We start from the raw sequence: 26,042 nt of genomic DNA, 5'->3' as shown, positions 1-26,042 counted from the left end.
CTACACGCCGAAACAGCGCTTGGCACAGGCCGCATGACCTCTACTTTTGAGTGCTCCAAAAAATGGGGGGATTACCGGAGTCTCCCATGAGCCATGCCAACCCCATCCCGTTGGTGAACCGCAGCAGACTGGAGGCTGAAATTCAGGGGCGGTAGCCATGCCGGATGGAATGGATAAGCTAGCATTGCCTACTACCCACTCAACATCTTGTCGGAAGCCTTGTGGGGTAAGGAGTTTATGTAATCTGACGGCAACACCTGAAGTGACAAGACTCAGCGACGATGTGTGCAACATGTCACTTGTAGAAACACTACGAGTACAGTGATCTACTATTCGGAACAGCTATTTAGAAGAAAGATGATAATATTATGATTTAATAATTATTTTTACTTTTAGGCGGTGAAAATGTTACGGGGTTATATGGAATTCTCTGCTAACGGATTAGTACCGCCTTCCATCTAATCACTGTTAGGCATTTGGATAAAGTATGAGTATTTTTGAACTTAATAATGGAGAGTGCACTTACATTTTCCCAGCATTTAAATTTCAAGAAAAGGATCATGCACGATTGATGCTAGAAAATGGGAATGTACACTTATCTAACATTTCCGTATTTCGAGACTCATCGAGATTTAGTGGGCAAATTTTAGATGAAAAAGAGGGGATTGTGACTCTCCACAACTCTATAGCTACTTCTGTGTGTGATTTCTACGAGCAAAATAACCGCCATGCTTACCCTGAAGCTGTTGAAATTGCAGTTAGTGATGTCTTCGTTTTCTGTTGTACTAAGTATTTTTTGTCAGATTCACTAACGTGGGCTATTTCAGAAGGCAAGCAGAGTTGTATCTTGATAACAGACGTAGGTGAGTATATTAGGCGAATCTCTTCTTATTATGAATCTACTTTAGAATGGGTTGAAGCGCAGGAATGCCAGTATATAGGTAGAGATTTTTTTGCAACAAGTGCTACTCCTTATGATCCAACGAATTACTTTATACAAAAAAATATGAATGCTGCTTTTGTAAAACCAAAAGAATATGCAGCACAAAGAGAGTTAAGGTTAATTTGGAAACCCAAAAGCTCATTTCAACCTCAAAAATTTTTGAACAATGATATTGAAACGCAAGATTTGTTGATTCCTGTGTTATTTCATGATTTTGATAGTTCATATAGATCCAGTGGTAGACAGCGCGTAGGAGCTAGGATTATATCAAAAAGTGGAACAAGTAATGCTGAATACAATATCTCCATACCAAATGAAGTATTTACTCCGGTAATTCATACTTCCAATAATGATCAAATGCTAGGCTTTCTTGCTACCTCCAGCCATTTGTCAGGCGGCAATTTTAAAGGTGGTCAAATTGGCATATTAATGTCAGCGATAGGTCCTATTGTATGTAATGTGTACCTTAAGGATATTGAATATGTAGAAATATTCACAAAAAATGCCTAACAAAGCGTTAAAGAGGGACTTGGCACACGTGGCATTGTCGGTTTGCAGCCCGTAGGTTCGAATAGCGCAGCGTATTCGGACAATCGCGAATATCCCCGCCAATACATCACCAGTAATCGGAAGATCCCCTTGCGGGGCTTGTATCAGTCACCCTGATGCAACCCAAGGCTCGTCGGTGCCACTATAAGCTGGATTTATGGGTTTTCTGATAATGACCCAACTTTTGCTTATAGTGGCTAGCGCCAGCCTGAAAGAGGCCACTTACCGGCTACAGGGCGCTTGTCATATACTCTTCCGCTCTTATGACACGCCGGGGAGGCGTTGATATGCAATCACAGACTCACACCTTTATCGTCAATGACAGCCCGCTGCCTTGCCTGCAGGCCGGTTCGGGCGAGCCGTTGCTGCTGATCCATGGCGCGCTGGCCAACCACACCCTCTGGCTCGAACATATCGAGCAGCTCTCACGTCACTACACCGTCTATGCTCCCACCCTGCGCCACTTTGGCGAGGCGGGCAAAAACGGGCCATTTGGTCTGGAGACCCACGCCAGTGATCTGCTTGCCCTGCTGGAACAATTGCCGTGCGGGCCAGTACATCTGGCGGGCTGGTCATACGGGGCGGATGTTGCCCTGACCGCTGCCCTGATGGCTCCGGAACAATTCATAAGCCTCTATCTGGTGGAGCCAGGCTGCCCGGGAGCCCTCGATGAACAGGGGATCGCTGCCTTTATGACAGATGCCGGTGCCATGTTTGGCCCCGTATTTGGCCAGGTTGGGGAAAGCTTGCTGCAAGAGGCCGTGGCGACCCTGATCGATGGTTCGGGTGGTCATGCAGGCTATTTTGCTGCACAACCGCTCAAGTGGCAGCAGGCGCAGTTGGCAGAAGCCGATAGCCTTCCCAAGCAGTTGAGCCAGAGCGAGCGACCAGATTGGTCATCCGGACGCCTTGCCATGCTCAACATGCCCACCTGTATCGTGCAGGGCGCAGATACCAGAGCGCTGTTTGCGCTGGTCTGTGAGGCTATTGGCAACGCCATTCCCGCCTGCGAGCGCTTGCAGGTGCCGCACGCTGGGCACCTCTACCCCATCGAGCAGCCCGCGCTGTTTGTGCAGCATCTGCAACGCTGGCTTGAACAGCAGGCATAAAAAAACCGGAACCCTTGGGTTCCGGTTTTTTTTCATTCCAGCCGAGGCTGGCAAACCAGTAAATTAAGCCTGGTTTTTAACTTCTTTCAGACCGCGGAAAGGAGCTTTGGCACCCAGAGCTTCTTCGATACGGATCAGCTGGTTGTACTTGGCAACACGGTCAGAACGGCTCATGGAACCGGTCTTGATCTGGCCAGCAGCGGTACCAACAGCCAGGTCGGCGATGGTCGCGTCTTCGGTCTCACCGGAGCGGTGGGAGATGACGGCAGTGTAGCCAGCGTCTTTGGCCATCTTGATGGCAGCCAGAGTTTCGGTCAGGGAACCGATCTGGTTGAACTTGATCAGGATGGAGTTGGCGATGCCGTTGTCGATACCACGCTTCAGGATCTTGGTGTTGGTTACGAACAGGTCGTCACCAACGATCTGGATTTTCTTGCCCAGTTCAGCAGTCTGGTAGGCGAAACCTTCCCAGTCAGATTCGTCCAGGCCATCTTCGATGGAGACGATCGGGAACTTGGTGGTCAGGTCAGCCAGGAAGTCGGAGAAACCGTTGGAGGTGAAGACACGACCTTCGCCTTTCAGGTTGTACTCTTTCTTCTCTGCGTCGTAGAACTCGGAAGCAGCGCAGTCCATAGCCAGGGTGATGTCGGTGCCCAGTTTGTAACCGGCAGCGGCAACGGCTTCAGCGATAACTTCCAGCGCTTCGGCGTTGGATTTCAGGTTCGGAGCGAAACCACCTTCGTCACCAACTGCAGTGTTGTAGCCCTTGGACTTCAGCACTTTGGCCAGGTTGTGGAACACTTCTGCGCCCATGCGAACGGCTTCTTTCAGGGTCTTGGCGCCAACCGGCTGGATCATGAACTCCTGGATGTCGACGTTGTTGTCGGCGTGCTCACCACCGTTGATGATGTTCATCATCGGCAGCGGCATGGAGTAAACACCCGGGGTGCCGTTCAGCTCGGCGATGTGGGCGTACAGCGGCATGCCTTTGGCAGCAGCGGCAGCTTTGGCGTTAGCCAGGGAAACAGCCAGGATGGCGTTGGCGCCGAACTTGGATTTGTTCTCGGTACCGTCGAGGTCGATCATGATCTGGTCAACGGTGGCCTGGTCCTTGGCATCTTTACCCAGCAGAGCTTGAGCGATCGGGCCGTTTACGGCTTCGATGGCTTTCAGCACGCCTTTACCCAGGAAACGGCTCTTGTCGCCGTCACGCAGTTCCAGCGCTTCGCGGGAACCGGTGGACGCGCCAGACGGAGCGGCTGCCATACCAACAAAACCACCTTCCAGGTGAACTTCGGCCTCAACGGTCGGGTTACCACGGGAGTCGATGATTTCACGACCGATCACTTTAACGATCTTGGACATGTGTATTTCCTCAGGTTTCGTAAAAAAACAACAAAAATATGCCAAAAAAAGCGGCTGTGGCACAGTGCCCCAACCGCATTTATTTTCAATTACTTCAAATTACGCTTCTGATACTCGCCTGCCGCCTTCACAAAACCGGCGAACAGAGCGTGGCCATCACGAGGAGTAGAGGTGAACTCCGGGTGGAACTGCGCAGCCACGAACCAGGGGTGATCCGGGATCTCGATGATTTCCACCAACTTCTTGTCGGCGGAGAGACCGGTCACTTTCAGACCTGCCGCTTCAATCTGCGGCAGCAGCTTGTTGTTTACTTCGTAACGGTGACGGTGACGCTCGTAAATGGTCGGGCTGCCGTACATCTGACGCACCTTGGAATCTTCGACCAGGTGGCAGAGCTGGGAACCCAGACGCATGGTACCGCCCAGATCGGACTTCTCGGTACGGGTCTCGATGTTGCCCTCTTCATCAACCCACTCGGTGATGAGGCCGACGACCGGGTACGCGCAATCTTTCTTGAATTCGGAGGAGTGAGCCCCTTCCATGCCCGCCACGTTGCGAGCGAATTCGATCATGGCAACCTGCATGCCGAGGCAGATACCCAGGTAGGGGATCTTGTTCTCGCGGGCATACTGGGCAGCCAGAATTTTGCCTTCAACACCGCGCTCACCGAAGCCGCCCGGCACCAGGATTGCGTCCAGACCTTCCAGCAGCTCGGCGCCCCGGGTCTCGATATCCTGAGAGTCGATGTACTTGATGTTGACGGAGTGACGGGTCTTGAGACCACCGTGCTTGAGCGCCTCGTTGACGGACTTGTAGGCGTCCGGCAGGGAGACGTACTTGCCGACCATACCGATGGTCACTTCACCAGTCGGGTTGGCCTCTTCGTAGATAACCTGTTCCCACTCGGAGAGATCGGCTTCCTTGCACTCCAGACCGAAACGCTCGGTGAAGTAGGAGTCCAGGTTCTGGGATTTCAGCAGTGCCGGGATCTTGTAGATGGAGTCGACGTCTTTCATGGAGATGACGGCGCGCTCGGGCACGTTGCAGAACAGGGCAATTTTGGCGCGCTCGTTGGCCGGAATGGCACGGTCGGAGCGGCAGATCAGCACATCCGGCTGGATACCGATGGAGAGCAGCTCTTTGACGGAGTGCTGGGTCGGCTTGGTCTTCACTTCACCGGCCGCAGCCAGGTAAGGAACCAGCGTCAGGTGCATGAACATGGCGTTGTTGCGGCCCACTTCGGCAGCCAGCTGACGAATGGCTTCGAGGAACGGCAGGGACTCGATGTCACCCACGGTACCGCCCACTTCGACGATGGCAACCTGATGGCCTTCGGCACCGGCAATCACCCGCTCTTTGATGGCGTTGGTGATGTGCGGGATAACCTGAATGGTGGCGCCCAGATAGTCACCACGACGCTCTTTACGCAGTACGTCGGCGTAGATACGGCCGGTGGTAAAGTTGTTGCGACGGGTCATCTTGGTGCGGATGAAACGCTCGTAGTGGCCCAAATCCAGATCGGTTTCGGCCCCGTCCTCGGTTACGAACACTTCACCATGCTGGGTCGGGCTCATGGTGCCCGGATCCACGTTGATGTACGGGTCCAGTTTCATGATGGTCACATCCAGACCACGGGCTTCCAGAATGGCTGCCAGAGAAGCTGCGGCAATGCCTTTGCCGAGGGATGAAACAACGCCACCAGTAACAAAAATATATTTGGTCGTCATGCTGAACCTGAAAGAAGTTTAGGGAATTTTAAGGGGTGCTTCGGGGATGAAGCAGGACGGGGAAACAGTATACCAAAAACCCCTCTCCCAAACAATGAGCAAAAATCTATCAGGCTCACCGCCCCCCCATCTTGCGCCAAATCAACTTTGCTCGGTTTCCTTCGCCTTATCCCAAGCGGCATCGAGCTTTTCGAGGGTGCAATCGGTCATTTTCAAGCCTTCTGCGGCGATTATCTGCTCAACCTGACGAAAACGACGTTCGAACTTGGCGTTGGCGCCTCGCAGTACCTGCTCCGGATCCTTGCCCAGATGACGCACCAGATTGACGGTGGCAAACAGCAGGTCACCGAGCTCATCGCTCACCCTCGCCTCGTCCACATCGGCCATCAATGCCTCTTCCATCACCTCGTCGATCTCTTCGTGGATCTTGTCCACCACAGGCCCCAACGTCTTCCAGTCAAAACCGACGGTGGCGCAGCGTTTCTGAATTTTGGCGGCGCGAGTCAGGGCAGGCAGCGAGAGCGGGATATCGTCCAGCACGCTCTCTTTGTCGAGGGCCGCCCGCTCTTTGGCCTTTTCCGCCTCCCAGTTCGCTTTTACCGCTTTCTCGTCGCCAAGGTCTGCATCGGAAAAAACGTGGGGATGACGGCGAATGAGCTTTTCGCTCACCGTATCGACGATATCGGCAAAGTCGAACAAGCCCCGCTCTTTACCCAGCTGGGCGTAAAACACCACCTGAAACAGCAGGTCGCCCAACTCCCCTTTCAGCCCCAGCCAATCCTCGGTCTCGATGGCATCGGCCACTTCGTAGGCCTCTTCCAGGGTGTGCGGCACTATGCTCTGGAAGTCCTGTTTCAGATCCCAGGGGCAGCCGTTTTGCGGATCACGCAGACGAGCCATGATATCGAGCAGTTGGGGCAGATCGTAACGTTGGGACATGGGATATTCGCTTTCAATTCGTTCAAAAAGGGTCGTAAATGCAGACCGGCCACTGGGGCCGGTCGGTTCGATATCAAAGCCGCTTGGCGCTGATCACATCGTTGAGCTGACTGAGCTTGGCCAACGCCCGGTTGAAGGCGTTGATGTTGTAAATCTCCAGCTCCATGTCGATCTCGGCTGTCTGCTCGCGCACGTTGGAGCGTGAGCGCACCCCCATCACATTGATCTTCTCGTTGGCCAGCACGGTCGTGATATCACGCAGCAAGCCGGAGCGATCGTTGGAGATGATCCGGATGGTGAGGCCGTAGCCGCCGGAGTAGTTCTCCCCCCACACCGCATCGATCAGCCGCTCGGGGTTGCGACGTGACAACTCCTTGAGCTGCTCGCAATCTTCCCGGTGGATGGATACGCCGCGCCCCATGGTGATAAAGCCCTGAATGGAGTCCCCCGGAATCGGCTGGCAGCAGCGGGCAATATGGGTCATCAGGTTGCCGACCCCTTCCACCACTATGTGATCCTTGGGCTTGTGGCGCATCGGCGCATTGGCCTTCTGCTCCAGCTTCTCCAGCAGTCGGCGATCTTCCTCTTCCGCCGTCGGCTTGTTGTAACAGGTGTCGAGATAGTTGAGCACCTGGTTGATGCGGATATCGCCGCTGCCGATACCGGCCAGCAGATCGTCGGTGCTCTCCAGATTGAAGCGGCGCAGCATGTTGCCCTTGTCGATCTTGGACATGCTGAGATTGTGGCGATCCAGCTCCTTCTCGAACAGCTCGCGACCGGCCACGATATTCTTGTCCCGATCCAGTTTTCTAAACCAGGTCGCCACCTTGGCCCGCGCCCGGCTGGAGCGCAGGAAGCCGGCGTTGGGGTTCATCCAGTCGCGGCTCGGGTTGGGCTCTTTCTGGGTGATCACCTCCACCTGATCCCCGGTCTGCAGCGCGTAGGTGAACGGCACGATGCGGCCGTCAATCTTGGCGCCGATGCAACGGTGACCGATCATGCTGTGGACGTGATAGGCAAAATCGAGCGGGGTGGCGCCCGCCGGCAGGTCGATCACATCCCCTTTCGGGGTGAAGACGTAGACCCTGTCCTCGAACACCTGACTGCGCAGATCTTCCAGCAGGGAGCCGCTCTCGGAGAGATCTTCCTGCCAGGCGAGCAGCTTGCGCAGCCACTCGATCTTGTCTTCGAAGGTGTTGGCCTTGCCGCCAGCCTGTGCCCCTTCCTTGTAGCGCCAGTGCGCCGCGACGCCGAGCTCGGCGTCCTGATGCATCTGGTCGGTACGGATCTGGATCTCGACCGTCTTGCCCTCCGGCCCCACCACTACGGTGTGGATCGACTGATAGCCGTTGGGTTTGGGGTTGGCGACATAGTCGTCAAACTCGCGAGGAATGTGGTGGAACTGGGTATGCACGATACCGAGCGCCGCATAGCAATCCTGCAGCCGCTTGGTCACTACCCGCACCGCGCGCACGTCGAACAACTCGTTGAATTCGAGGTGCTTCTTCTGCATCTTGCGCCAGATGCTGTAGATGTGTTTCGGTCGGCCGTAAACCTCGGCGTCAACTCCCGCCTCTTTCAGGCCATTACGCAGGGATTGCACAAACTCGCGGATGTAGCGCTCGCGGTCGAGCCGCTTCTCATCGAGCTGCTTGGCGATCTGCTTGTAGGTATCCGGGTGCAGGTAACGGAAGGCGAGATCTTCCAGCTCCCACTTGAGCTGGCCGATGCCCAGACGGTTGGCGAGCGGCGCATAGATGTTGGTGATCTCCTGGGCCATCAGCACCCGGGTCTCTTCATCTGCCGTCTTCGCTTCCCGCAGGCAGGCGATCCGCTCCGCCAGCTTGATCACCACGGCGCGTACATCCTCGACCATGGCGAGCAACATGCGACGCACGTTGTCGACCTGCTCCGGCGAGGTTTCGCTGCGATGGAGGGTTTGCAGGGAGCGGATGGCCTCCATCTCCAGCACCCCTTCCACCAGCTTGGCGATCTTGGAGCCGAAGTCCTCGTCCATCCGCTCCTGGCTGATGAGACCGGCTTCGACGAAGGGGTAGATGATGGCCGCTTTGAGGGTGCCGATATCCATGCTGAGCATCTGCAGGATGCCCACCATTTCGATGCCGCGCACCAGCAGCTTGCTGGTCAGCGCCTCGTCACCGAGCGTCAGACAATACTGGTAGACGGTTCGCAGCTGATCCTTTTCACTGTCACTCAAGGAGAGCGAGCTGACCCACTCTTCCAGGGTGAAGTTGTCTTTCAAATGAATATCGCGAACCGCAACCATGGTATCAATCCTTTAAATTATCGGGCCGAAAGCTGTCACTTTCTCCCCTCATGAGATTGCCTCAAATGGGGATATCCAGCGCACTTTTCAAGGCATATTGTCCAGAAAGACAATAGAGTGCGCCAACAGGCCCTGCCGAACGACGAGGGTCTAGATTACCCCAATCACATCAGCTCAAACAGCCGCAGACACGCCAGATTACATATCCGCATCGCCGAACTGATGAGTCATTTACTCCCGTTCAAACAGCGCCATGGACTCCAGATGACCGGTGTGAGGGAACATGTCGAGCATGCCGAGGCGCACCAGACGATAACCCCCTTTCACCAGTACCTGACTGTCCCGCGCCAGGGTGACCGGGTTACAGGAGACGTAGACCACCCGCTTGGGTGAAAGTTTCACGACGTGTCCCATCACTTCCAGCGCGCCGGGGCGAGCCGGATCCAGCAGCACCAGATCAAACCCTTCCCGCGCCCAGGACATGCCGACGATGTCATCGCTCAGGTCGGCTTTGTAGAAACGGGCATTGGTGATGCCATTGCGACGGGCGTTCTCTTCGGCCCGCTGCACCATGGCCAGTTCACCTTCCACACCCACCACTTCGCGAGCCTGACGGGCCAGCGGCAAGGTGAAGTTGCCGATACCGCAGAAGAGATCGAGCACCTTGTCATCCTTGCTTGCCCCGAGCCATGTCAGCGCCTGCTCAACCATGCTCTGGTTGATGGGGCCGTTGACCTGAATGAAATCACCGGGAGCAAATGCAAGAGACAGGCCATCCAGCGAATAGGATGGGGAAAATTGTTGCTGCAGCGCTTCGATGCGATCATCGGCCGCCTGCAGATAGAGGTCGATCCCCTGCGCTTTTGCAAACTCCACCAGCAGGGCGCGATCCGCCTCATTAGGGCGACCAGTATGGCGCAGCAGCATCATGATCCCCTGCTCGGCCTGGATAAGCTCCGCATGGCCCAGCTCGCGCTGGCTCTTGAGGCGATTGAGGCATTCACACAGCGGGGCTATCAACGCAGAGAGCGGCTCGGCCAGCACAGGGCAACTGTCGATCTCCACCAGATCGTTGCTGTTGCGGCGGCGGAAACCGACCCGGGTGCAGCGACCGTTCTTGTCAAATTTGATGGCCAGACGACAGACCCGGCGATAGGCACGATCTTCACCGGTCAGTACCGGCTCCAGCGCAGGCGCCTTGATGTTGCCCAACCGCTCGAACAGGCTGACCAGTCCGGCCGCCTTGGCGGCTTGCTGATCGGCAACCGACATGTGCTGGGCACTGCAACCGCCGCACTCGCGATAGTGGCTGCAGAAGGGGGCGATACGGTTGGCTGCCGGGGTCACCACCTGCTGCAAGGCGGCGTGACCATACTGCTTTTTCTCTTCGGTGATGCGTGCCTTGACGGTCTCGCCGGGCAGCGCCCCTTCGACGAAGATCGCCTTGCCCTGATGGCGACCGATACCGACGCAGTGGTGATCGAGGGTGTCTATCGTAAATTCAATGCGTTGGAGCTGGGTGGACTTCTTTTGGGGCTTGAAAAACTGGGCCATAAAACTTGGTGCCTATAGGTGGCTATGTCATGATTGTGGAATCTGCTGCCGGGTATTGTCCCACAAGAATAATAGTATGACCAAATACGGCCACAGAGCCCGTGTATTGCCATCAACCCTATCGCCAACCCTGTTCACTGGTGGCCTGTTCGTATGACCAAATATGGCCTGAGAGCACGCGTTCTCGCCTTTACCATCCTGCCGACCCTGATCATCGGTGGCCTGATGGCCGGTTACTTCACTTTCCACCGCTACCAGCAGCTGGAAAACAACCTTATTGATCAGGGGATCAACATCATCGAACCGCTGGCGATCGCCAGTGAATACGGGATGACACAGCACAGTCGCGAATCCCTCAAGCGGCTGATTGGCCTGACCCACCGCAAGAACTCCCCCTTCATCAAGTCCATCGCGGTCTTCACCCAGGACAACCAGCTGTTCGTTACCTCGAACTATCACCGGGATTTCACCCGACTCAGACTGCCCGATGGCGAGCCTATTCCGGATCTGACCAGCGTGACGTTTCAGGGGGACGACATCATTTTGCGCACCCCGATCCAGGCTGAAACCAGTCTGGATGGCTTCCCGCTGCCCAGCGATGTGGAGCCCCCGATGATCGGCTACATCTCGATGCAGATGGCGACCGACAGGGCCATGTTGCTGCAATACCGCGACACCTTCTTTGCGGTGATCATGGTGCTCATCGGGGTCGCCTTCAGTACCCTGTTTGGCTTCCGTCTGGTCAAGAGCGTGACCCAGCCCATCACCAACATGGTGCAGGCGGTGCACAAGATCAGGGAGGGGCGGCTCGATACCCGGGTCAGCGGCCAGCTCACCGGCGAGCTGGATATGCTGAAAAACGGCATCAACGCCATGGCCAAGGCGCTCTCCGAATATCACGAAGAGATGCAGCAGAATATCGATCAGGCCACCTCTGACCTGCGCGAAACCCTCGAGCAGATAGAGATCCAGAACGTCGAGCTCGACATGGCCAAGAAGCGGGCGCAGGAGGCGGCGCGGGTCAAATCGGAGTTTCTGGCCAACATGTCCCACGAATTGCGTACCCCGCTCAACGGGGTCATCGGTTTTACCCGCCAGTTGCTGAAAACCAGCCTGACCCCGAGCCAGACCGACTACATGCAGACCATCGAGAAATCGGCGCGCAACCTGCTTGGCATCATCAACGACATCCTCGACTTCTCGAAGCTGGAAGCGGGCAAACTGCAGCTGGAACATATCCCGTTCAGCCTGCGCGACACCCTCAACGAGACCATGCACCTGCTCGGCCCCAGCGCCCACGACAAGCAGCTGGAGCTTTCCCTGCGGGTGGATGCCGATGTGCCGGACTACCTCACCGGCGACCCCATGCGTCTGCAACAGGTGCTGACCAACCTCACCGGCAACGCCATCAAGTTCACCGAACAGGGCAACGTCGATGTCCATATCGAGCAGACCGGCAGTGGCAACCACAAGGTGAGGCTCAACGTCCAGATCCGCGATACCGGCATCGGCATCTCCCAAGAGCAGCAACATCAGCTGTTCCAGGCCTTCAATCAGGCCGACTCATCCATCTCCCGCCGTTATGGCGGCACGGGCCTGGGCCTCGTTATCACCCAGAAGCTGGTGCAGCAGATGGGCGGCCAGATCCGCTTTGAATCGGAGCTCGGCAAGGGCTCAATCTTCTCGTTCAGTCTGGATGTAGAGGTCTCCCCCCTGCCCCAGACCGATCAATTGCCGCTGGATCGGATCCGTGGCAAACGGCTCTGGCTGCTGGAACCGGATCCCTTCGCGCAAGCCTCCCTGCTCGCCCTGTTGGCGGAGTGGCACCTCGACGTGCACCCACTGACCAGCGATGATCCCTGGCCCGAGATGAGCGAGCAGGAGATGGTGATCATCGGCAGCAGCACCCTGCATACGCCGCAGCAAGTGCTCGGCCGTCTCGACAAACTGAACGGCCAGCAGCAGAACACCATAGTACTGCTCAGCAGCCACGAGCCGGCGCTCTATGAAGCGATGCTGGCCCATGGCGCCCAGCACTGTCTCTCCAAACCGGTCAACCACCGCAAGCTGCTGCACGCCCTGCTCTCGCCGGAGTCGAGCCGCCAGAAGCTGCCTGCTCAGCCTGCGCCGCGCCAGTTGCAGCCGATCAAGGTGCTGGCGGTGGACGACAACGCCGCCAACCTCAAGCTGATCGCCGCCATGCTCAAGGAGATGGTGAGTCAGGTGGTGGTGTGCAAAAACGGCAAGGAGGCGGTCAAGCAGGCCCAGAGCCAGCCGTTCGACATGATCTTCATGGATATCCAGATGCCGATCATGGATGGCATCAGTGCCACCCAGGCGATCCGCAACCAGTCCCTCAACACCACCACCCCGATCGTGGCGGTGACCGCTCACGCCATCCCCGGCGAACGGGAGCGACTGATCCGGCAGGGGATGGACGACTATCTGGCCAAGCCCATCGACGAGAGCATGCTGGCCCAGCTCATCACCGACTTTGCCCATCGCCGCCACCAGAATAATGGTGCCCAGCAGATCGACTGGGCACTGGCGGTGCGGCAAGCGGCAGGGAAAGAGCATCTCGCCAGAGAGATGCTGACCATGCTGCTGGCCAGTTTCGACGAGGTGGAGCCTGTGCTGGATAGCGCGCTGGCGGACGAAATTGAAGATAGCGAGGTGCTGGCCCAGCTCCATCGCCTCAACGGTGGCTGTGCCTATTCCGGGGTGCCGGGGCTGCAACGGCTGCTCTCCCAGCTTGAACAACAGCTGCGTGACGGCGTGCCGGTGAGCGAGCTGGAACCCGAGCTGCTGGAGCTGCAAGATGCGCTGGAACTGGTGCGCCAGGAGGCGCCCCGCTATCTCGGCAAGGCTTGATGAGCTTGACCTGAACTGTATCGGCCCCCGCTTTTTCTGACGCGAGGGCCGCCAGATGGTAAAGTTGCGCCGTTTACACAGGAGTCAGCATGACCAACAACGATATTCTGCGCCGTCTGCGCTACGCCCTCACCATCAGCAACGACCAGATGGTCGAGATGTTTGCCAAGGGCAACCTGACGGTCACTCACGCCCAGCTGCACAGCTGGTTGATGAAAGAGGCGGCGGAAGGTGAAGAGCAAGAGGCAGGCTATGTCGCCTGTCCCGACTCGGCCCTGAGCCAGTTCCTCGACGGCTTCATCATCGCCCGCCGCGGCGTGCGCGAAGATGCACCGCCCCAGGTGATCCCAAACCGGATCAACAACAACATGATCCTGCGCAAGCTGCGCATCGGTCTCAACTTCAAGGAAGAGGATATGCTCGGCACCCTCAAACTCGCCGACTTCAACCTCTCCAAGTCCGAGCTCAGTGCCCTGTTCCGCTCCAAGGATCACAAGCACTATCAGGATTGCGGGGATCAGATCCTGCGCAACTTCCTGATCGGTCTCACGGCCAAATACCGCGGCTGACCAGCCGCGCGACTGACCAGACCGGACCTTCGACATGTGCCAGCGACTCACTCCTCCCACGTTCAGCAGCCTGGCTGCGGCAGGGGGATGGCGCTGGCGCTGTCTTCTTCCCCTCTTCTTGCTGCCACTGGTTCTGCTACTGGGTGCCTGCACCCCGTCCGAATACCAGCTCTCTACCCGCTATCAGAGCGCCAACCAGAACGAGCGGATCGCCTTTCTGATCCTCCACTACACCGACGAAGATGATGCCAACTCCCTGCGCCTGCTGACCGAGCCGGAGCACAAGGTGAGCGCCCACTACCTGATCCCCCGCGACAGCCACGAGACACCGTTCACCGTCTATCAGCTGGTGCCGGACAACGCACGCGCCTGGCATGCCGGACGCAGCCGTTGGCACCAATATGCCGGGCTCAATGCCAGCTCCCTTGGCATCGAGATCGTCAACCTCGGCTATCCAGCGGAAGATGAGCCGCTGGCCCCCGATGCGCGGCGCTGGCAACCCTATACCCCGCAGCAGATTGCTGCCGTCGGCGCCCTCAGCCGGGAGCTGGTCGCCCGCTACCAGATTCCACCGACTCAGGTGCTAGGCCACAGCGATGTCGCCCCCGAGCGCAAGCAGGATCCCGGCCCCCACTTCCCCTGGCGCCAGCTCTATCTGACGTACGGAGTCGGCGCCTGGCCAGATGAAGGTCGGGTGGCCGAGCTACTGGCCAGCCCTTTGCCCGACTGGGATGCGGCCATGTGGCAGCAGCAGCTGGCCCGCTATGGCTATGGCCTGCCCCGGAGCGGCCAGTGGGATGAGCAGAGCCGCGCCGTCATGGGCGCCTTTCAGCTCCACTTTCGCGCAAGCAAGGTCGATAGCAAACCGGACCGCGAGTGTCAGGCCATCCTGATGGCGCTGCTGGAAAAATACTTCCCCTAATCCTCATCCATTGCCCCCGTTGCTGCGTACTGTTTGATAGCCATTAACTATCAAACAGTTAGGCACAAGCAATTGTCCCTGCATTTTGCAAGGCGTTACTCTGACTGCGTTCCGAAAGAGAATTTAAAACCGATTTCCAAATCTGGAGGTGAATGATGAAAAGCCCGATTGGTCTTGATACTGCTCAATCACAAGCCCTGGCAGCCGAGTTGAACAAATTGCTGGCCAGCTACCAGATCCTCTACATGAACGTGCGCGGCTTCCACTGGAATATCCGTGGCAACCAGTTCTTCGAACTGCACCTGAAATTTGAAGAGATTTACAACGACCTGCTGCTGAAAGTCGATGCGCTGGCCGAGCGGATCCTGACCCTGGATGGCGTGCCCATGCACAGCTTCAGCGACTACCTGAAAGTCTCTGCCATCCCCGAGCAAAAAGGACTGCACGATGGCCGCGCCTGTGTCGAATCCCTGCTGGATAGCTTCCGCGAACTGCTGGTCGCCCAGCGCCGTATTCTGGGCCAGGCCGCCGAAGCCGGTGATGAGGGCACAGCCTCCATCCTCTCCGACTATGTGCAGCAGCAGGAAAAACTGGTCTGGATGCTGCGCGCTTATCTGGCCTGATAGTGAACCAAGCCAGCTACAGCGTACGTATGCTGGCTTGAGTAAGTACCGGGCCGGAAGCACCTGACCAGACCACGGCCCAATCCGTCTGATTGTTATGTTCTGTTGCAAACCTGAGTTGTCTCTCCTTTTATCCACCCGCTTGCCGCCCTGTTTGGGCGGCTTTTTTTGTTTTTGATCTGCATCAAGGGAATCTTAATTGGCAAATTGAATGCCTATTAAGTTTTTCGCAAGAGGAATAGAATCGCCACAAAACAGACAACTGAAATGTCAAATTAGGAGAGGCATGATGTTTTGTGTGCAATGTGAACAGACAATTCGTACCCCGGCAGGCAACGGCTGTGCCTACGCACAAGGTATGTGCGGCAAAACGGCGGAAACCTCGGATCTGCAGGATGTGCTGATCTACACCCTGCAGGGGCTCAGCGCCTGGGCGCTGGCCGCCCGCGAGCAGGGCATCATCGACCGCGAGATCGATGCCTTCGTGCCCAAGGCCTTCTTCGCCACCCTCACCAACGTCAACTTCGACTCGAATCGCATCGTGGCCTACGTCAATCAGGCCCTCGTCTATCGCCAGCAGCTGGCCGGGATGGCAGTGCGGGTCAACGACTTGCCACAGTCCGCTTACTTCGAACCCGGTGCCGAACTGCTGGAACAACTTGCCCATGCCGCACCAGCCGCCCCCAATCGGGGCAAGAGCGAGGTGAACGAAGACATCATGGGGCTACGCCTGCTCTGCCTTTACGGCCTCAAGGGGGCCGCCGCCTACATGGAGCACGCCCGGGTGCTGGATCAGCAGAGTGACGAGGTGGCCGCCGAATTCCACCGCATCATGAGCTGGCTCAGCACAGATCCGAGCGAAATGAGTCGGCTGTTCAGCTGTGCCATGGAGATCGGTCAGCTCAACTTCAAAATCATGGAGATGCTGGATCTCGGTGAAACCAGCGCCTTCGGCCATCCGGAACCGACCCGGGTACGCGTAACCCCCATCCCCGGCAAGTGCATTCTGGTCTCCGGCCACGACATGATGGATCTCAAACTCATTCTGGAGCAGACCAAGGGGACCGGCATTCATGTCTACACCCACGGCGAGATGCTGCCCGCGCTGGCCTACCCCTTCTTCAAGCAGTACCCCCATCTGGTGGGCAACTACGGCTCCGCCTGGCAAAACCAGCAGAAAGAGTTTGCCAACTTCCCGGGCGCCGTGGTGATGACCTCCAACTGCATCATCGACCCGAATGTGGGCAACTACTCGGATCGCATCTTCACCCGCTCCATCGTCGGCTGGCCGGGCGTCACTCATCTGGAGGGGGATGATTTCTCCGCCGTGATCGCCAAGGCGCAAGCGCTGGAAGGCTTCAAGCACACCGAGCTCGAGCACTTCATCACCATCGGCTTTGCCCGCAACGCCCTGATGCAGGCCGCCCCCGCGGTGATTGAGAAGGTCAAAGCCGGAGAGATCAGCCACTTTTTCCTGGTGGGTGGCTGTGACGGCGACAAGGCCGAGCGAGCCTACTTCACCGAGTTTGCCAAGGCGGCGCCGCGCGACAGCCTGCTGCTCACCCTGGGCTGCGGCAAGTACAAGTTCAACAAGCTCGATTTTGGCGACATCGGCGGCATTCCGCGTCTACTGGACGTGGGTCAGTGCAACGATGCCTATTCCGCCATCCAGTTGGCGCTGGCACTCTCCGAGGCGTTCGAGTGCGGGGTCAACGATCTGCCGCTGACGCTGGTGCTCTCCTGGTTCGAGCAAAAAGCCATCGTCATTCTGCTCACCCTGCTCTCCCTCGGGGTGAAAGACATCCGTACCGGCCCGACCGCCCCCGCCTTCCTCACCCCGGCTCTGCTCAAAGTGCTGGAGGAGCAATTCGGTCTGAAAGGAACCACCACGGCCGAGGCTGACTTGGCCGAGATCCTGGCGGCCTGATCGGCACCTCATGTTGTAAGCATTTGGCGAACCGCCCGGCTCGCCTTTTTTCTGGACTCGGCTTTTTCACCAGACGTTTTTCGAACCGTTTCAAACCTAAGGAGCCTTGTGATGACCTCTCTCACGCTCACTTGCATTGGCCGCCAACAGAACACCCACGACGTCGTGAGCTGGCAGCTGGCGCCGCTTTCCGGCAGCCTCCCTCCCGTGTTGGCAGGCCAGTGCATCACCCTGCACACCGAGATCGACGGCCAGCCCCACTGCCGTGCCTATACCCTCTCCTCCAGCCCGCAGGATGCCTGCTGGCAGGTCACCATCAAGGATGTGGGACGGGTCTCTCGCCATCTGCACCAGACCCTGCAAGTGGGCGACGAGATCCGGGCCGATGGCCCGTTCGGCGATTTCAACCTGACCGCCCTGCCTTGCGAACGGCCACTGCTGCTCAGTGCCGGTTCCGGCATCACCCCCATGTGGTCCATGTTGCGGGACGAGCTGGCCAAACGGCCGGATGCCGATATCCGCTTTATCCATAGCGCCCGCTCGCCAGCAGATGTGATCTTCGCAGATGACTTGGCTGCATTGGCCGAAGCTCATCCCGGTGTACGCCATGCCCTGATACTGGAAGAGGCGCCAACGGCTCATCCCTGGGTGGGCCGACTCACCCCCGCCATGCTGGCCGAGCTGGCCCCTGACCTGCGCGATCGTCATGTCTATCTCTGCGGGCCAACCCCCTATATGGCGGCGGTCAGCGCCATGCTGGCAGAGCTGGGATTGCCGCCGGAGCAACTGCATCAGGAGTCCTTCGGTCTTCCTCCCGCAGAGCCCATCAAGACCACCAGCGACCACTTCTGGCTGACCCTGCAAAAGAGCGGCAAGAAAGTGAAAATCCTGCCGGGTCAGACCCTGCTGGCGGCGCTGGAAGCGGCGGGCGAAACCATAATGGCTGCTTGCCGCGCCGGGGTATGTGGCAGCTGTCGTTGCACCATCACAGGTGACATCGAGCGCCAGAGCGTGATGACCTTGAGTGCGCAGGATCTGGAGAGCGGCGTTGCTCTGGCCTGCTCCTGCACCGCGAAAGGGGATATCAGTCTCGATTATTGAGGCGTGGTGAAGGCGTCATCGGTATCCCAACCTTTTCCCAAGTAGACAGGGACGCTAGACTCTGCCCCAGTTTCACCAGAACACGGGATAAAAAATGACAATACTGGTCACAGGGGGCGCTGGCTATATCGGCTCCCACACCCTGGTTGAGCTGCTCGGCGCGGGGCAGCAGGTCGTGGTACTCGACAACCTATCCAACTCCTCACCGGAGTCACTCAAACGGGTCGAGCAGATCACCGGCAAGCCGGTCACCTTCGTCGAAGGGGATGTGCTGGACAGAGCCTGCCTGCAGCAGCTGTTTGCCAACCACCAGATCGAATCAGTGATCCACTTCGCCGGGCTCAAGGCGGTCGGGGAGTCGAGCCAGATCCCGCTCACCTACTACCAGAACAACATCAGCGGCACTCTGGTGCTGTGCGAAGAGATGGCCAGGGCCGGCGTGTTCCGGCTGGTATTCAGCTCCTCGGCTACCGTCTATGGCGATCCCGCCTCGGTACCGCTGCGGGAAGATTTCCCCACCAGCGCCACCAACCCCTATGGTCGCTCCAAGCTGATGGTGGAGGAGATCCTGCGCGATCTCGCCAAATCCGATCCCCGCTGGGCTATCGTACTGCTGCGTTACTTCAACCCGGTCGGCGCCCACGAGAGCGGCCTGATTGGTGAAGATCCCAACGGCATCCCCAACAACCTGCTGCCCTATATCAGCCAGGTGGGTGTCGGCAAGCTCAAGGAGCTGGGGGTATTTGGCAACGACTACCCGACCCCGGATGGCACCGGCGTGCGTGACTACATCCATGTGGTGGATCTCGCCATCGGTCACCTGAAAGCACTGGCACGCATCAAGAGTGACACCGGCGTCTTCACCTACAACCTGGGCACAGGTCAGGGCTACTCGGTACTGGAGATGGTCAAGGCGTTTGAAGCGGCCAGCGGCCGACCCATTCCCTACCAGATCAAACCCCGTCGCCCGGGCGACATCGCCGAGTGCTGGGCAGAGCCGACGCTGGCCCGTGCCGAGCTGGGCTGGCAGGCAGAGCGCGGTCTGGAGCAGATGATGGTCGATACCTGGCGCTGGCAAAGCAACAACCCGAACGGCTATCAAGGCTGATGATCTAGCGGGTGGATAACAAAACGCCCCGACATTTTCATGTCGGGGCGTTTTATTTTGCGACGTTCAATCAGTGGGTCTGACTGCGCAGCAGCGGCACACGGGCCAATCGGGGGGCAATGCGGTCTATCAGCCGATCCGCCAGAGGAGTCAGCAGCAACCAGGGCAGACAGAGGGTCGCCAGTCCCAGTGCGCCGACGTAGACATCGGTAAACCAGTGAGCCCCAGCCAGAATGCGCGGTACAGAAAAGATCGGCACCATCAGCAATGCGGTGACTCCCGCCCAGCGCGGCAGATAACGCAAGGCGTAGCCGGCGAAGATCATCAGAAACAGGGCGTGATCCCCGGGGAAGCTATCACCGGAAGAGTCCTTGGTCGGAATACCGCTGATCTGGGTCACCCGCAGCGCATCAGCCACCATCAGGGTCGGGCTGGGTCGCGCTACCGGCAATCGGTGACCAAGCTGGTTGATCACCAGTGCGCTCAGCAGCATCACTATGCCCATCGCCACCAGCTGGCGACGACCCGCCAAATCCCGGGCGAAGAAGCAGCGGGCCAGGATCAGCCCCATACAGGCCAGCACCGCCAGATCGAACAGCCGGTTATTGGTGATGGCCACCAGATCGGCCCACAGAGCCGACTGGCCGAGCCAGCCGTTAACGGCATGAAAAATCGCGAGGTCCCACTGATCCCAGGGACCATGAGCGGGCAGCGCAGCCCAACTGATGGTCACCAGACCACCGACCAGATAGCAAAGCAGGAACTTGCCCATGGGGACTCTCCTTTGGAAAAGGGCGATATCGTAAAACTGTAGCGTGCGTCACAAAACCGAAGAATTGTAAGAAAGTGCGACACAATATAAAGCCTCAAATAAAGCCCGACCGCCCATTCCAATCTCGCATATCCCAACAGCGCCAAGATTTCTGCCTCCAGTGCTGCATCTGTGGGCCTCTCACCATGAGTGCGGCTTGTGCCACCACCGCAACACCCCCTAGAATGCGCACTTCCCTTTACTGCGAAAGGAAGCGGTATGCATATTCACATTCTCGGGATCTGCGGCACCTTTATGGGTGGTCTGGCGGTGTTGGCAAAACAGCTTGGTTACCGGGTGACCGGTTCGGATGCCAATGTCTATCCCCCCATGAGTACCCAGCTCGAGCAACAGGGCATTGAACTGACCGAAGGCTATGACCCCTCCCAACTCGATCCGGCGCCGGATCTGGTAGTGATCGGCAACGCCATGAGCCGCGGCAACCCCTGTGTTGAATATGTGCTGGACCGCAATCTGCCCTACATCTCCGGCCCCCAGTGGCTGCTGGAGCACGTGCTGCAAGATCGCTGGGTGCTGGCCGTTGCCGGCACCCACGGCAAGACCACCACCGCCAGCATGCTGGCCTGGGTGCTGGAGTACGCCAAACTGGAGCCCGGTTTCCTTATTGGCGGCGTGCCGGGCAACTTCCCGGTCTCCGCCCGTCTCGGCTCTGCCCCCTTCTTCGTCATCGAAGCAGACGAGTATGACTGCGCCTTCTTCGACAAGCGCTCCAAGTTCGTCCACTACCATCCGCGCACCCTGGTGATGAACAATCTGGAGTTTGACCACGCGGACATCTTCCCGGATCTCGCCGCGATCCAGCGCCAGTTCCACCACCTGATGCGCACCGTGCCGAGCAACGGCCGGGTGCTGTTCCCGCAAGCCGATGACAACCTCACCGCCGTGCGCAAGATGGGCTGCTGGAGCGAAGTGGAGCTGGTGGGTCAGGATGACGCCAAGTGGAAGGCGGTCAAGCTGGCCGATGACGGCTCCGCCTTCGAGGTGTGGCTGGACGGGGTGAAGCAGGGCGAGGTGCACTGGGAGTGCATCGGCGAGCACAACGTCAACAACGGTCTGATGGCCATCGCTGCCGCACGTCATGCTGGCGTGATGGTGGAGCATGGCATCGCCGCCCTCTGCCAGTTCAAATCCCCCAAGCGACGGATGGAGCTCAAGGGCGAGGTAGCTGGCATCAGTGTCTATGACGACTTTGCCCACCACCCCACCGCCATCGAGACCACCCTCGGCGGCCTGCGCGCCAAGGTAGGCGGCTCACGTATTCTGGCGGTGCTGGAGCCACGTTCCAACACCATGAAGCTGGGGGTTCACAAGGAGGAGCTGGCCGGCTGCTTCGATGGCGCCGACGAGGTGTTCTTCTTCCAACCGCCCAACATCGGCTGGGATCTCGGCGAGGTGACGGCCCATATGACCCGACCCGCCAAGGTATTCAACGATCTGGAGACCCTGATCAACCGGTTGGTGGCCGAGAGCCGCGATGGCGACCATATTCTGATCATGAGCAACGGCGGCTTCGGCGGTATTCATGACAAGCTGATCGCCCGCCTCAAGGATTACCACGGCGAACTATGAACAAAGCGATCACCCTGGCGCTGACCGGCGCCTCCGGCGCCCCCTACGCCCTGCGCCTGCTCCAGTGTCTGGTGCAGGCGGACTATCGGGTCTACCTGCTCGCCTCATCGGCGGCTCGTGTGGTACTCAAGACAGAGCAGCAGCAGGATTGGCCCGGCTCCCCGAAAGAGCTCTCAGCCTATCTTTGTCGCCAATATGGCGCCATCGATGGGCAGATTGTCGCCTGCGGCAAGGAGGAGTGGTTCTCGCCGGTCGCCTCCGGCTCGGCCGCGCCCAAACAGATGGTGGTCTGCCCCTGCTCCATGGGCACCATCTCGGCCATTGCCAACGGCACCTCCGACAACCTGCTGGAGCGGGCGGCGGATGTGGTGATCAAGGAGCGCGGCCAGCTGATCCTGGTGCCCCGCGAGAGCCCCTTCTCGGCGATCCATCTGGAGAACATGCTGAAACTGGCGCGGCTCGGGGTGACCATCATGCCTGCCGCCCCCGGTTTCTATCATGAGCCGAAAAGCATCGAGGATCTGGTGGACTTTATGGTTGCCCGCATCCTCGATCATCTCGGTGTCGAGCATGAGCTGACCCACCGCTGGGGCTATGGCCACCAGTGAGGTGACCGCCATATCCGGCCATAAAAAAACGGCGCCACTCAATGAGTGACGCCGTTTTTTCGTTAAGTCGTGTTAGCGAGCCTGAATTGGCGCCGTCACGTACTTGAACAGGAAATCAGTCACCTCTTGGCGCGCCGGGCGCTGAGGTTGATTGATCATCTGCATCATCACATAGCCAAAACCGGTCAAAGAGCGGGCCAGATCCTGTGCCGACAGCACGCTGGTGATCTCCCCTGCATCCATGGCGGTTTGCAGCTCGCTGGCGATCAGCTCAAGGCACTGATCGAGCAGCCGGGTATAGCGGGGCCATACCTCTTCCCGAACCGATGAACTCCACTCCAGCCAGATACCGGCATAATCCGGTTGATCGTAGGCGGCATCGACAGAGAGGCGTACATGACGCTGGATCTTGTCGAAAATGGAGCCCTGGTCACCGTATGCCTGCGACAGCATCTGGTTCACAAAGCGTTCGATCTCGGCCAGCACCTCATCTACCAACTCCTCGCGGGTGTTGAAATAGTTGAAGACGGTAGCCACAGAGACCTTGGCCTGTTCGGCTATCTCGGCGTGACCTGCACGGCCAATGCCGCGACGGGAGAACACCTCGATGGCACATTCCATCAATTGGGAGCGACGAGCTTCCGGCGATAGCCGGGTACGACGTCTTATTTCTGCGCGTGGTTCCATAGTTTTTATCATCTAATAGTTATTGATTATGGTGTTTATAGTATTTTAACTAATCATGCCTGAGTGCCTGCTAACTCTATCAATTAAAATAAGCCGATAAAAGCACCACGTATCTCTAGCACCCTTCAACATGAGTGGTAGAATCATCGGTTTTGATATTCATGAACGGCCAAATCCCCTTTGGCCTTATGGGAGTAAGTGATGAAACACACCGTCGAGGTGATGATCTCCGAGGCTGAAGTAGCCGCCCGGATCGCCAAATTGGGTGAAGAGATCACCGCCCGCTATCAGGGTTCTGACGAAGTCGTGATGATTGCGCTGCTGCGCGGTTCCTGCATCTTCCTGGCCGACCTCTGCCGCCAGTGCAAGCTGCCCATCACCCTGGACTTCATGACCGCCTCCAGCTACGGCTCCGGCATGCACAGCACCCGTGACGTCCGCATCCTCAAAGACCTGGACGACGACATCAAGGGCAAGGATGTGGTGATCGTGGAAGACATCATCGACACCGGTTACACCCTCAACAAGGTGCGCGAGATCCTCTCCCTGCGCGAGCCGAAATCCCTGGCCATCTGCACCCTGCTGGACAAACCCTCCCGCCGCGAAGTGCAGGTGCCGGTCGACTGGATTGGCTTCGCCATTCCGGACGAATTCGTGGTCGGCTGTGGCATCGACTACGCCCAGAAGTACCGCAACCTGCCGTTTATCGGCAAAGTGGTACCCCAGGAGTAAGCCAGGTTCAGGAATATCACGGGTGAAGCGGCCTTGCGCCCTTTACTCTGTGCAGGCGGCCTTGGCCGCCTTTTCTGTATCGAGCCGGATTCAACCATCACAGAGGTTGCAATGAACGCACTGGAAATCAGCGGCCTGAAAAAGACCTATCAGGGGGGCGTCGAAGCCCTTAAAGGCATCGATCTTACCGTCAGGCAGGGGGATTTCTTCGCCCTGCTCGGCCCGAACGGCGCGGGCAAGTCCACCACCATCGGCGTCATCAGCTCGCTGGTGAACAAGAGCGCCGGCAAGGTGAAGGTGTTTGGCTACGACATCGACAGCGATCTGGAACAGGCCAAGGCCCAGCTCGGACTGGTGCCGCAGGAGTTCAACTTCAGCCAGTTCGAGAAGGTGATCCAGATTGTCACCCATCAGGCCGGTTTCTACGGCGTGCCCAAGGCAGAAGCCAAGATCCGCGCCGAGAAGTACCTTCGCCAGCTCGATCTGTGGGAGAAGCGTGACATGCCTGCCCGCACCCTCTCCGGCGGCATGAAGCGTCGCCTGATGATCGCCCGCGCCCTGATGCACGAGCCCAAACTGCTGATCCTCGATGAACCGACCGCCGGGGTCGATATCGAGATCCGCCGCTCCATGTGGACCTTCCTCAAGGATCTCAACGAGCAAGGCGTCACCATCATCCTCACCACCCACTATCTGGAAGAGGCGGAGATGCTCTGCCGCAACATCGGTATCATCGACAAGGGTCGTCTGATCGAGAACACCAGCATGAAGAATCTGCTGGGCAAGCTGGGTCGCGAGACCTTCCTGCTCGACCTTGCGCCAGGTTCTGCCGTACCCGAGGTGCCAGAGTTCAACGGCCGTATGCCGGATGAACGTACTCTCGAGGTGGATCTCGACAAGAGCCAGTCACTCAACAGCCTGTTCGAGCAGTTGTCGAACCAGCAGGTGCAGGTCGTGAGCATGCGAAACAAAGCCAACCGGCTGGAAGAGCTGTTCGTCAATCTGGTCGAAGAGGGGAGAAAAGCATGAATCTGGCCATCTATTACATCGCCTTCAAGAGCATTCTGGCCAAAGAGGTAAGCCGCTTTACCCGGATCTGGATCCAGACCCTGGTGCCGCCAGCCATCACCATGAGCCTCTACTTCGTCATCTTCGGCAACCTGATCGGTTCGCGCATCGGTGACATGGGCGGTTTCACCTACATGGAGTTCATCGTGCCCGGCCTCATCATGATGTCGGTGATCACCAACTCCTACTCCAACGTCGCCTCCTCCTTCTTCAGCGCCAAGTTCCAGCGCAATATCGAGGAGATGCTGGTGGCACCGGTGCCCAACTACGTCATCATCGCCGGTTATGTGGGCGGTGGCGTGGCGCGCGGCCTCTGTGTCGGCCTTATCGTCACCCTGGTGTCGCTGTTCTTCGTGCCGCTGCAGATCCACCATCTGTTCAGCGTCTGCTTCACCGTACTGCTCACTGCGATCCTCTTCTCGCTGGGTGGCCTTATCAACGCGGTGTTTGCCAAGACTTTCGACGACATCAGCATCATCCCCACCTTCGTGCTGACACCGCTCACCTATCTGGGTGGAGTGTTCTACTCCATCAGCCTGCTGCCCCCCTTCTGGCAGGGAGTCTCCCAGGTGAACCCAATCATCTACATGGTGAACGCGTTCCGTTACGGCTTCCTCGGCATCTCCGACGTGCCGCTCGGCACCGCCTACCTCATCATCATCGGCTTTATCGTGGCCCTCTACGGTATCGCCTGGTGGCTTATCTCCCGCGGCACCGGCCTGCGCCACTAATGACCAAAACGGGCACCTCGCGGTGCCCGTTTTTTATTCCCCCTGTAGCCCCTTCAACCTGCTAGCCCCCTTCTCAATAACCTGCCTGTTATTAAGGATTTACCTGACACCTTGTGATCCACCGCAATTTTCGAATTACCCCCAAAGGTATAATTCTCGCGGTTGGATGTGCCGTCACGGATGGCTCGTCCGTCTCTTCATTTCTCTCATCAGGGCAGGAT

General features: G+C 58.0%; 21 protein-coding genes. 14 read left to right on the top strand and 7 right to left on the bottom strand.

The features are described 5' to 3' along the window. Positions 1-487: 487 nt before the first annotated feature. Both OKC43_RS11940 and OKC43_RS11935 read left to right on the top strand, forming a co-directional pair. Complete coding sequence (locus OKC43_RS11940; protein WP_236272243.1) at positions 488-1,453, top strand: hypothetical protein; 966 nt, start codon at positions 488-490, stop codon at positions 1,451-1,453. A gap of 326 nt (positions 1,454-1,779) precedes the next feature. After that, positions 1,780-2,601 (top strand): alpha/beta fold hydrolase, encoded by an 822-nt coding sequence (locus tag OKC43_RS11935; RefSeq protein WP_236272244.1) that lies wholly within the window; start codon positions 1,780-1,782, stop codon positions 2,599-2,601. A gap of 63 nt (positions 2,602-2,664) precedes the next feature. Here the strand turns inward: OKC43_RS11935 and eno are convergent, their stop codons facing one another. The 5 genes from eno to rlmD form a co-directional block, all read right to left on the bottom strand. Then, complete coding sequence (gene eno, locus OKC43_RS11930) at positions 2,665-3,966, bottom strand: phosphopyruvate hydratase (RefSeq protein WP_005335583.1); 1,302 nt, start codon at positions 3,964-3,966, stop codon at positions 2,665-2,667. Positions 3,967-4,055: 89 nt separating this feature from the next. Continuing rightward, on the bottom strand, positions 4,056-5,693 hold the full coding sequence (pyrG, locus tag OKC43_RS11925) for a glutamine hydrolyzing CTP synthase (RefSeq protein ID WP_005343329.1): 1,638 nt from the start codon (positions 5,691-5,693) through the stop codon (positions 4,056-4,058). Positions 5,694-5,834: 141 nt separating this feature from the next. After that, positions 5,835-6,632 carry a nucleoside triphosphate pyrophosphohydrolase gene (gene mazG, locus OKC43_RS11920; protein WP_236272245.1) on the bottom strand — a complete coding sequence of 266 codons (798 nt, stop codon included), beginning with the start codon at positions 6,630-6,632 and terminating at the stop codon, positions 5,835-5,837. Positions 6,633-6,705: 73 nt separating this feature from the next. Beyond that, on the bottom strand, positions 6,706-8,919 hold the full coding sequence (gene relA, locus OKC43_RS11915) for a GTP diphosphokinase (protein WP_005335588.1): 2,214 nt from the start codon (positions 8,917-8,919) through the stop codon (positions 6,706-6,708). A 231-nt stretch (positions 8,920-9,150) separates the two neighbouring features. Then, on the bottom strand, positions 9,151-10,473 hold the full coding sequence (gene rlmD, locus OKC43_RS11910; protein WP_236272246.1) for a 23S rRNA (uracil(1939)-C(5))-methyltransferase RlmD: 1,323 nt from the start codon (positions 10,471-10,473) through the stop codon (positions 9,151-9,153). Positions 10,474-10,626: 153 nt separating this feature from the next. Here rlmD and barA point away from each other — a divergent pair, with 153 nt between their 5' ends. The 7 genes from barA to galE all read left to right on the top strand — a co-directional run bounded on the left by barA (position 10,627) and on the right by galE (position 19,594). Next, positions 10,627-13,344: a two-component sensor histidine kinase BarA gene (gene barA / locus OKC43_RS11905; RefSeq protein ID WP_236272247.1), complete on the top strand. Its 2,718-nt coding sequence runs from the start codon at positions 10,627-10,629 to the stop codon at positions 13,342-13,344. 89 nt (positions 13,345-13,433) lie between these two features. After that, positions 13,434-13,913 (top strand): DUF1456 family protein, encoded by a 480-nt coding sequence (locus OKC43_RS11900; RefSeq protein ID WP_005343323.1) that lies wholly within the window; start codon positions 13,434-13,436, stop codon positions 13,911-13,913. 34 nt (positions 13,914-13,947) lie between these two features. Next, positions 13,948-14,835, top strand: a complete 888-nt coding sequence (locus tag OKC43_RS11895) for an N-acetylmuramoyl-L-alanine amidase (RefSeq protein ID WP_236272248.1) — start codon at positions 13,948-13,950, stop codon at positions 14,833-14,835. A 155-nt stretch (positions 14,836-14,990) separates the two neighbouring features. After that, positions 14,991-15,458 (top strand): Dps family protein, encoded by a 468-nt coding sequence (locus OKC43_RS11890; RefSeq protein WP_005362843.1) that lies wholly within the window; start codon positions 14,991-14,993, stop codon positions 15,456-15,458. Positions 15,459-15,747: 289 nt separating this feature from the next. Beyond that, entirely contained in the window at positions 15,748-17,385 is a 1,638-nt protein-coding gene (gene hcp, locus OKC43_RS11885) for a hydroxylamine reductase (RefSeq protein WP_236272276.1), read from the top strand. Between the two features lie 111 nt (positions 17,386-17,496). Next, complete coding sequence (locus tag OKC43_RS11880; RefSeq protein ID WP_236272249.1) at positions 17,497-18,486, top strand: hybrid-cluster NAD(P)-dependent oxidoreductase; 990 nt, start codon at positions 17,497-17,499, stop codon at positions 18,484-18,486. A 94-nt stretch (positions 18,487-18,580) separates the two neighbouring features. Beyond that, the gene (gene galE, locus OKC43_RS11875; RefSeq protein WP_040097369.1) at positions 18,581-19,594 is read left to right on the top strand and encodes a UDP-glucose 4-epimerase GalE; all 1,014 of its coding nucleotides are present in this window, start codon (positions 18,581-18,583) and stop codon (positions 19,592-19,594) included. 70 nt (positions 19,595-19,664) lie between these two features. Here the strand turns inward: galE and OKC43_RS11870 are convergent, their stop codons facing one another. Continuing rightward, positions 19,665-20,366 (bottom strand): phosphatase PAP2 family protein, encoded by a 702-nt coding sequence (locus OKC43_RS11870; protein WP_236272250.1) that lies wholly within the window; start codon positions 20,364-20,366, stop codon positions 19,665-19,667. Positions 20,367-20,624: 258 nt separating this feature from the next. Here OKC43_RS11870 and mpl point away from each other — a divergent pair, with 258 nt between their 5' ends. Together mpl and OKC43_RS11860 are read left to right on the top strand one after the other, a co-directional pair. After that, complete coding sequence (gene mpl, locus OKC43_RS11865) at positions 20,625-21,995, top strand: UDP-N-acetylmuramate:L-alanyl-gamma-D-glutamyl-meso-diaminopimelate ligase (RefSeq protein WP_204482549.1); 1,371 nt, start codon at positions 20,625-20,627, stop codon at positions 21,993-21,995. Next, the gene (locus tag OKC43_RS11860; RefSeq protein ID WP_236272251.1) at positions 21,992-22,603 is read left to right on the top strand and encodes a flavin prenyltransferase UbiX; all 612 of its coding nucleotides are present in this window, start codon (positions 21,992-21,994) and stop codon (positions 22,601-22,603) included. The genes mpl and OKC43_RS11860 overlap by 4 nt, the downstream gene beginning before the upstream one ends. Positions 22,604-22,675: 72 nt before the next feature. Here the strand turns inward: OKC43_RS11860 and OKC43_RS11855 are convergent, their stop codons facing one another. Continuing rightward, complete coding sequence (locus tag OKC43_RS11855; RefSeq protein ID WP_005362858.1) at positions 22,676-23,290, bottom strand: TetR/AcrR family transcriptional regulator; 615 nt, start codon at positions 23,288-23,290, stop codon at positions 22,676-22,678. Between the two features lie 201 nt (positions 23,291-23,491). On the opposite strand from OKC43_RS11855, the gene hpt reads away from it, so the two are divergent. The 3 genes from hpt to OKC43_RS11840 all read left to right on the top strand — a co-directional run bounded on the left by hpt (position 23,492) and on the right by OKC43_RS11840 (position 25,821). Next, positions 23,492-24,022, top strand: coding sequence for a hypoxanthine phosphoribosyltransferase (gene hpt, locus OKC43_RS11850; protein ID WP_005362861.1), 531 nt, complete (start codon positions 23,492-23,494; stop codon positions 24,020-24,022). A 111-nt stretch (positions 24,023-24,133) separates the two neighbouring features. Next, positions 24,134-25,051, top strand: a complete 918-nt coding sequence (locus OKC43_RS11845) for an ABC transporter ATP-binding protein (RefSeq protein WP_005354634.1) — start codon at positions 24,134-24,136, stop codon at positions 25,049-25,051. After that, positions 25,048-25,821, top strand: coding sequence for an ABC transporter permease (locus tag OKC43_RS11840; protein WP_019445351.1), 774 nt, complete (start codon positions 25,048-25,050; stop codon positions 25,819-25,821). Before OKC43_RS11845 ends, OKC43_RS11840 begins: the two co-directional genes overlap by 4 nt. Positions 25,822-26,042: the final 221 nt, after the last annotated feature.

It is taken from the genome of Aeromonas sp. Y289-2 (assembly GCF_027705925.1).
Classification (GTDB): domain Bacteria; phylum Pseudomonadota; class Gammaproteobacteria; order Enterobacterales; family Aeromonadaceae; genus Aeromonas; species Aeromonas veronii.
The sequence above is the reverse complement of the archived record's forward strand: the minus strand, read 5'-3'. Positions and strand labels throughout refer to the sequence as shown.

What these genes read in the sequence shown, in the direction of transcription:
- OKC43_RS11860 (WP_236272251.1), top strand. Translation starts at nt 21,992, where the DNA reads ATGAACAAAGCGATCACCCTGGCGCTGACCGGCGCCTCCGGCGCCCCC.
- relA (WP_005335588.1), bottom strand. Translation starts at nt 8,919, where the DNA reads ATGGTTGCGGTTCGCGATATTCATTTGAAAGACAACTTCACCCTGGAA.
- OKC43_RS11840 (WP_019445351.1), top strand. Translation starts at nt 25,048, where the DNA reads ATGAATCTGGCCATCTATTACATCGCCTTCAAGAGCATTCTGGCCAAA.
- OKC43_RS11940 (WP_236272243.1), top strand. Translation starts at nt 488, where the DNA reads ATGAGTATTTTTGAACTTAATAATGGAGAGTGCACTTACATTTTCCCA.
- OKC43_RS11855 (WP_005362858.1), bottom strand. Translation starts at nt 23,290, where the DNA reads ATGGAACCACGCGCAGAAATAAGACGTCGTACCCGGCTATCGCCGGAA.
- OKC43_RS11880 (WP_236272249.1), top strand. Translation starts at nt 17,497, where the DNA reads ATGACCTCTCTCACGCTCACTTGCATTGGCCGCCAACAGAACACCCAC.
- OKC43_RS11900 (WP_005343323.1), top strand. Translation starts at nt 13,434, where the DNA reads ATGACCAACAACGATATTCTGCGCCGTCTGCGCTACGCCCTCACCATC.
- hpt (WP_005362861.1), top strand. Translation starts at nt 23,492, where the DNA reads ATGAAACACACCGTCGAGGTGATGATCTCCGAGGCTGAAGTAGCCGCC.
- OKC43_RS11935 (WP_236272244.1), top strand. Translation starts at nt 1,780, where the DNA reads ATGCAATCACAGACTCACACCTTTATCGTCAATGACAGCCCGCTGCCT.
- OKC43_RS11890 (WP_005362843.1), top strand. Translation starts at nt 14,991, where the DNA reads ATGAAAAGCCCGATTGGTCTTGATACTGCTCAATCACAAGCCCTGGCA.
- hcp (WP_236272276.1), top strand. Translation starts at nt 15,748, where the DNA reads ATGTTTTGTGTGCAATGTGAACAGACAATTCGTACCCCGGCAGGCAAC.
- mazG (WP_236272245.1), bottom strand. Translation starts at nt 6,632, where the DNA reads ATGTCCCAACGTTACGATCTGCCCCAACTGCTCGATATCATGGCTCGT.
- barA (WP_236272247.1), top strand. Translation starts at nt 10,627, where the DNA reads ATGACCAAATATGGCCTGAGAGCACGCGTTCTCGCCTTTACCATCCTG.
- OKC43_RS11845 (WP_005354634.1), top strand. Translation starts at nt 24,134, where the DNA reads ATGAACGCACTGGAAATCAGCGGCCTGAAAAAGACCTATCAGGGGGGC.
- pyrG (WP_005343329.1), bottom strand. Translation starts at nt 5,693, where the DNA reads ATGACGACCAAATATATTTTTGTTACTGGTGGCGTTGTTTCATCCCTC.
- OKC43_RS11870 (WP_236272250.1), bottom strand. Translation starts at nt 20,366, where the DNA reads ATGGGCAAGTTCCTGCTTTGCTATCTGGTCGGTGGTCTGGTGACCATC.
- OKC43_RS11895 (WP_236272248.1), top strand. Translation starts at nt 13,948, where the DNA reads ATGTGCCAGCGACTCACTCCTCCCACGTTCAGCAGCCTGGCTGCGGCA.
- eno (WP_005335583.1), bottom strand. Translation starts at nt 3,966, where the DNA reads ATGTCCAAGATCGTTAAAGTGATCGGTCGTGAAATCATCGACTCCCGT.
- rlmD (WP_236272246.1), bottom strand. Translation starts at nt 10,473, where the DNA reads ATGGCCCAGTTTTTCAAGCCCCAAAAGAAGTCCACCCAGCTCCAACGC.
- mpl (WP_204482549.1), top strand. Translation starts at nt 20,625, where the DNA reads ATGCATATTCACATTCTCGGGATCTGCGGCACCTTTATGGGTGGTCTG.
- galE (WP_040097369.1), top strand. Translation starts at nt 18,581, where the DNA reads ATGACAATACTGGTCACAGGGGGCGCTGGCTATATCGGCTCCCACACC.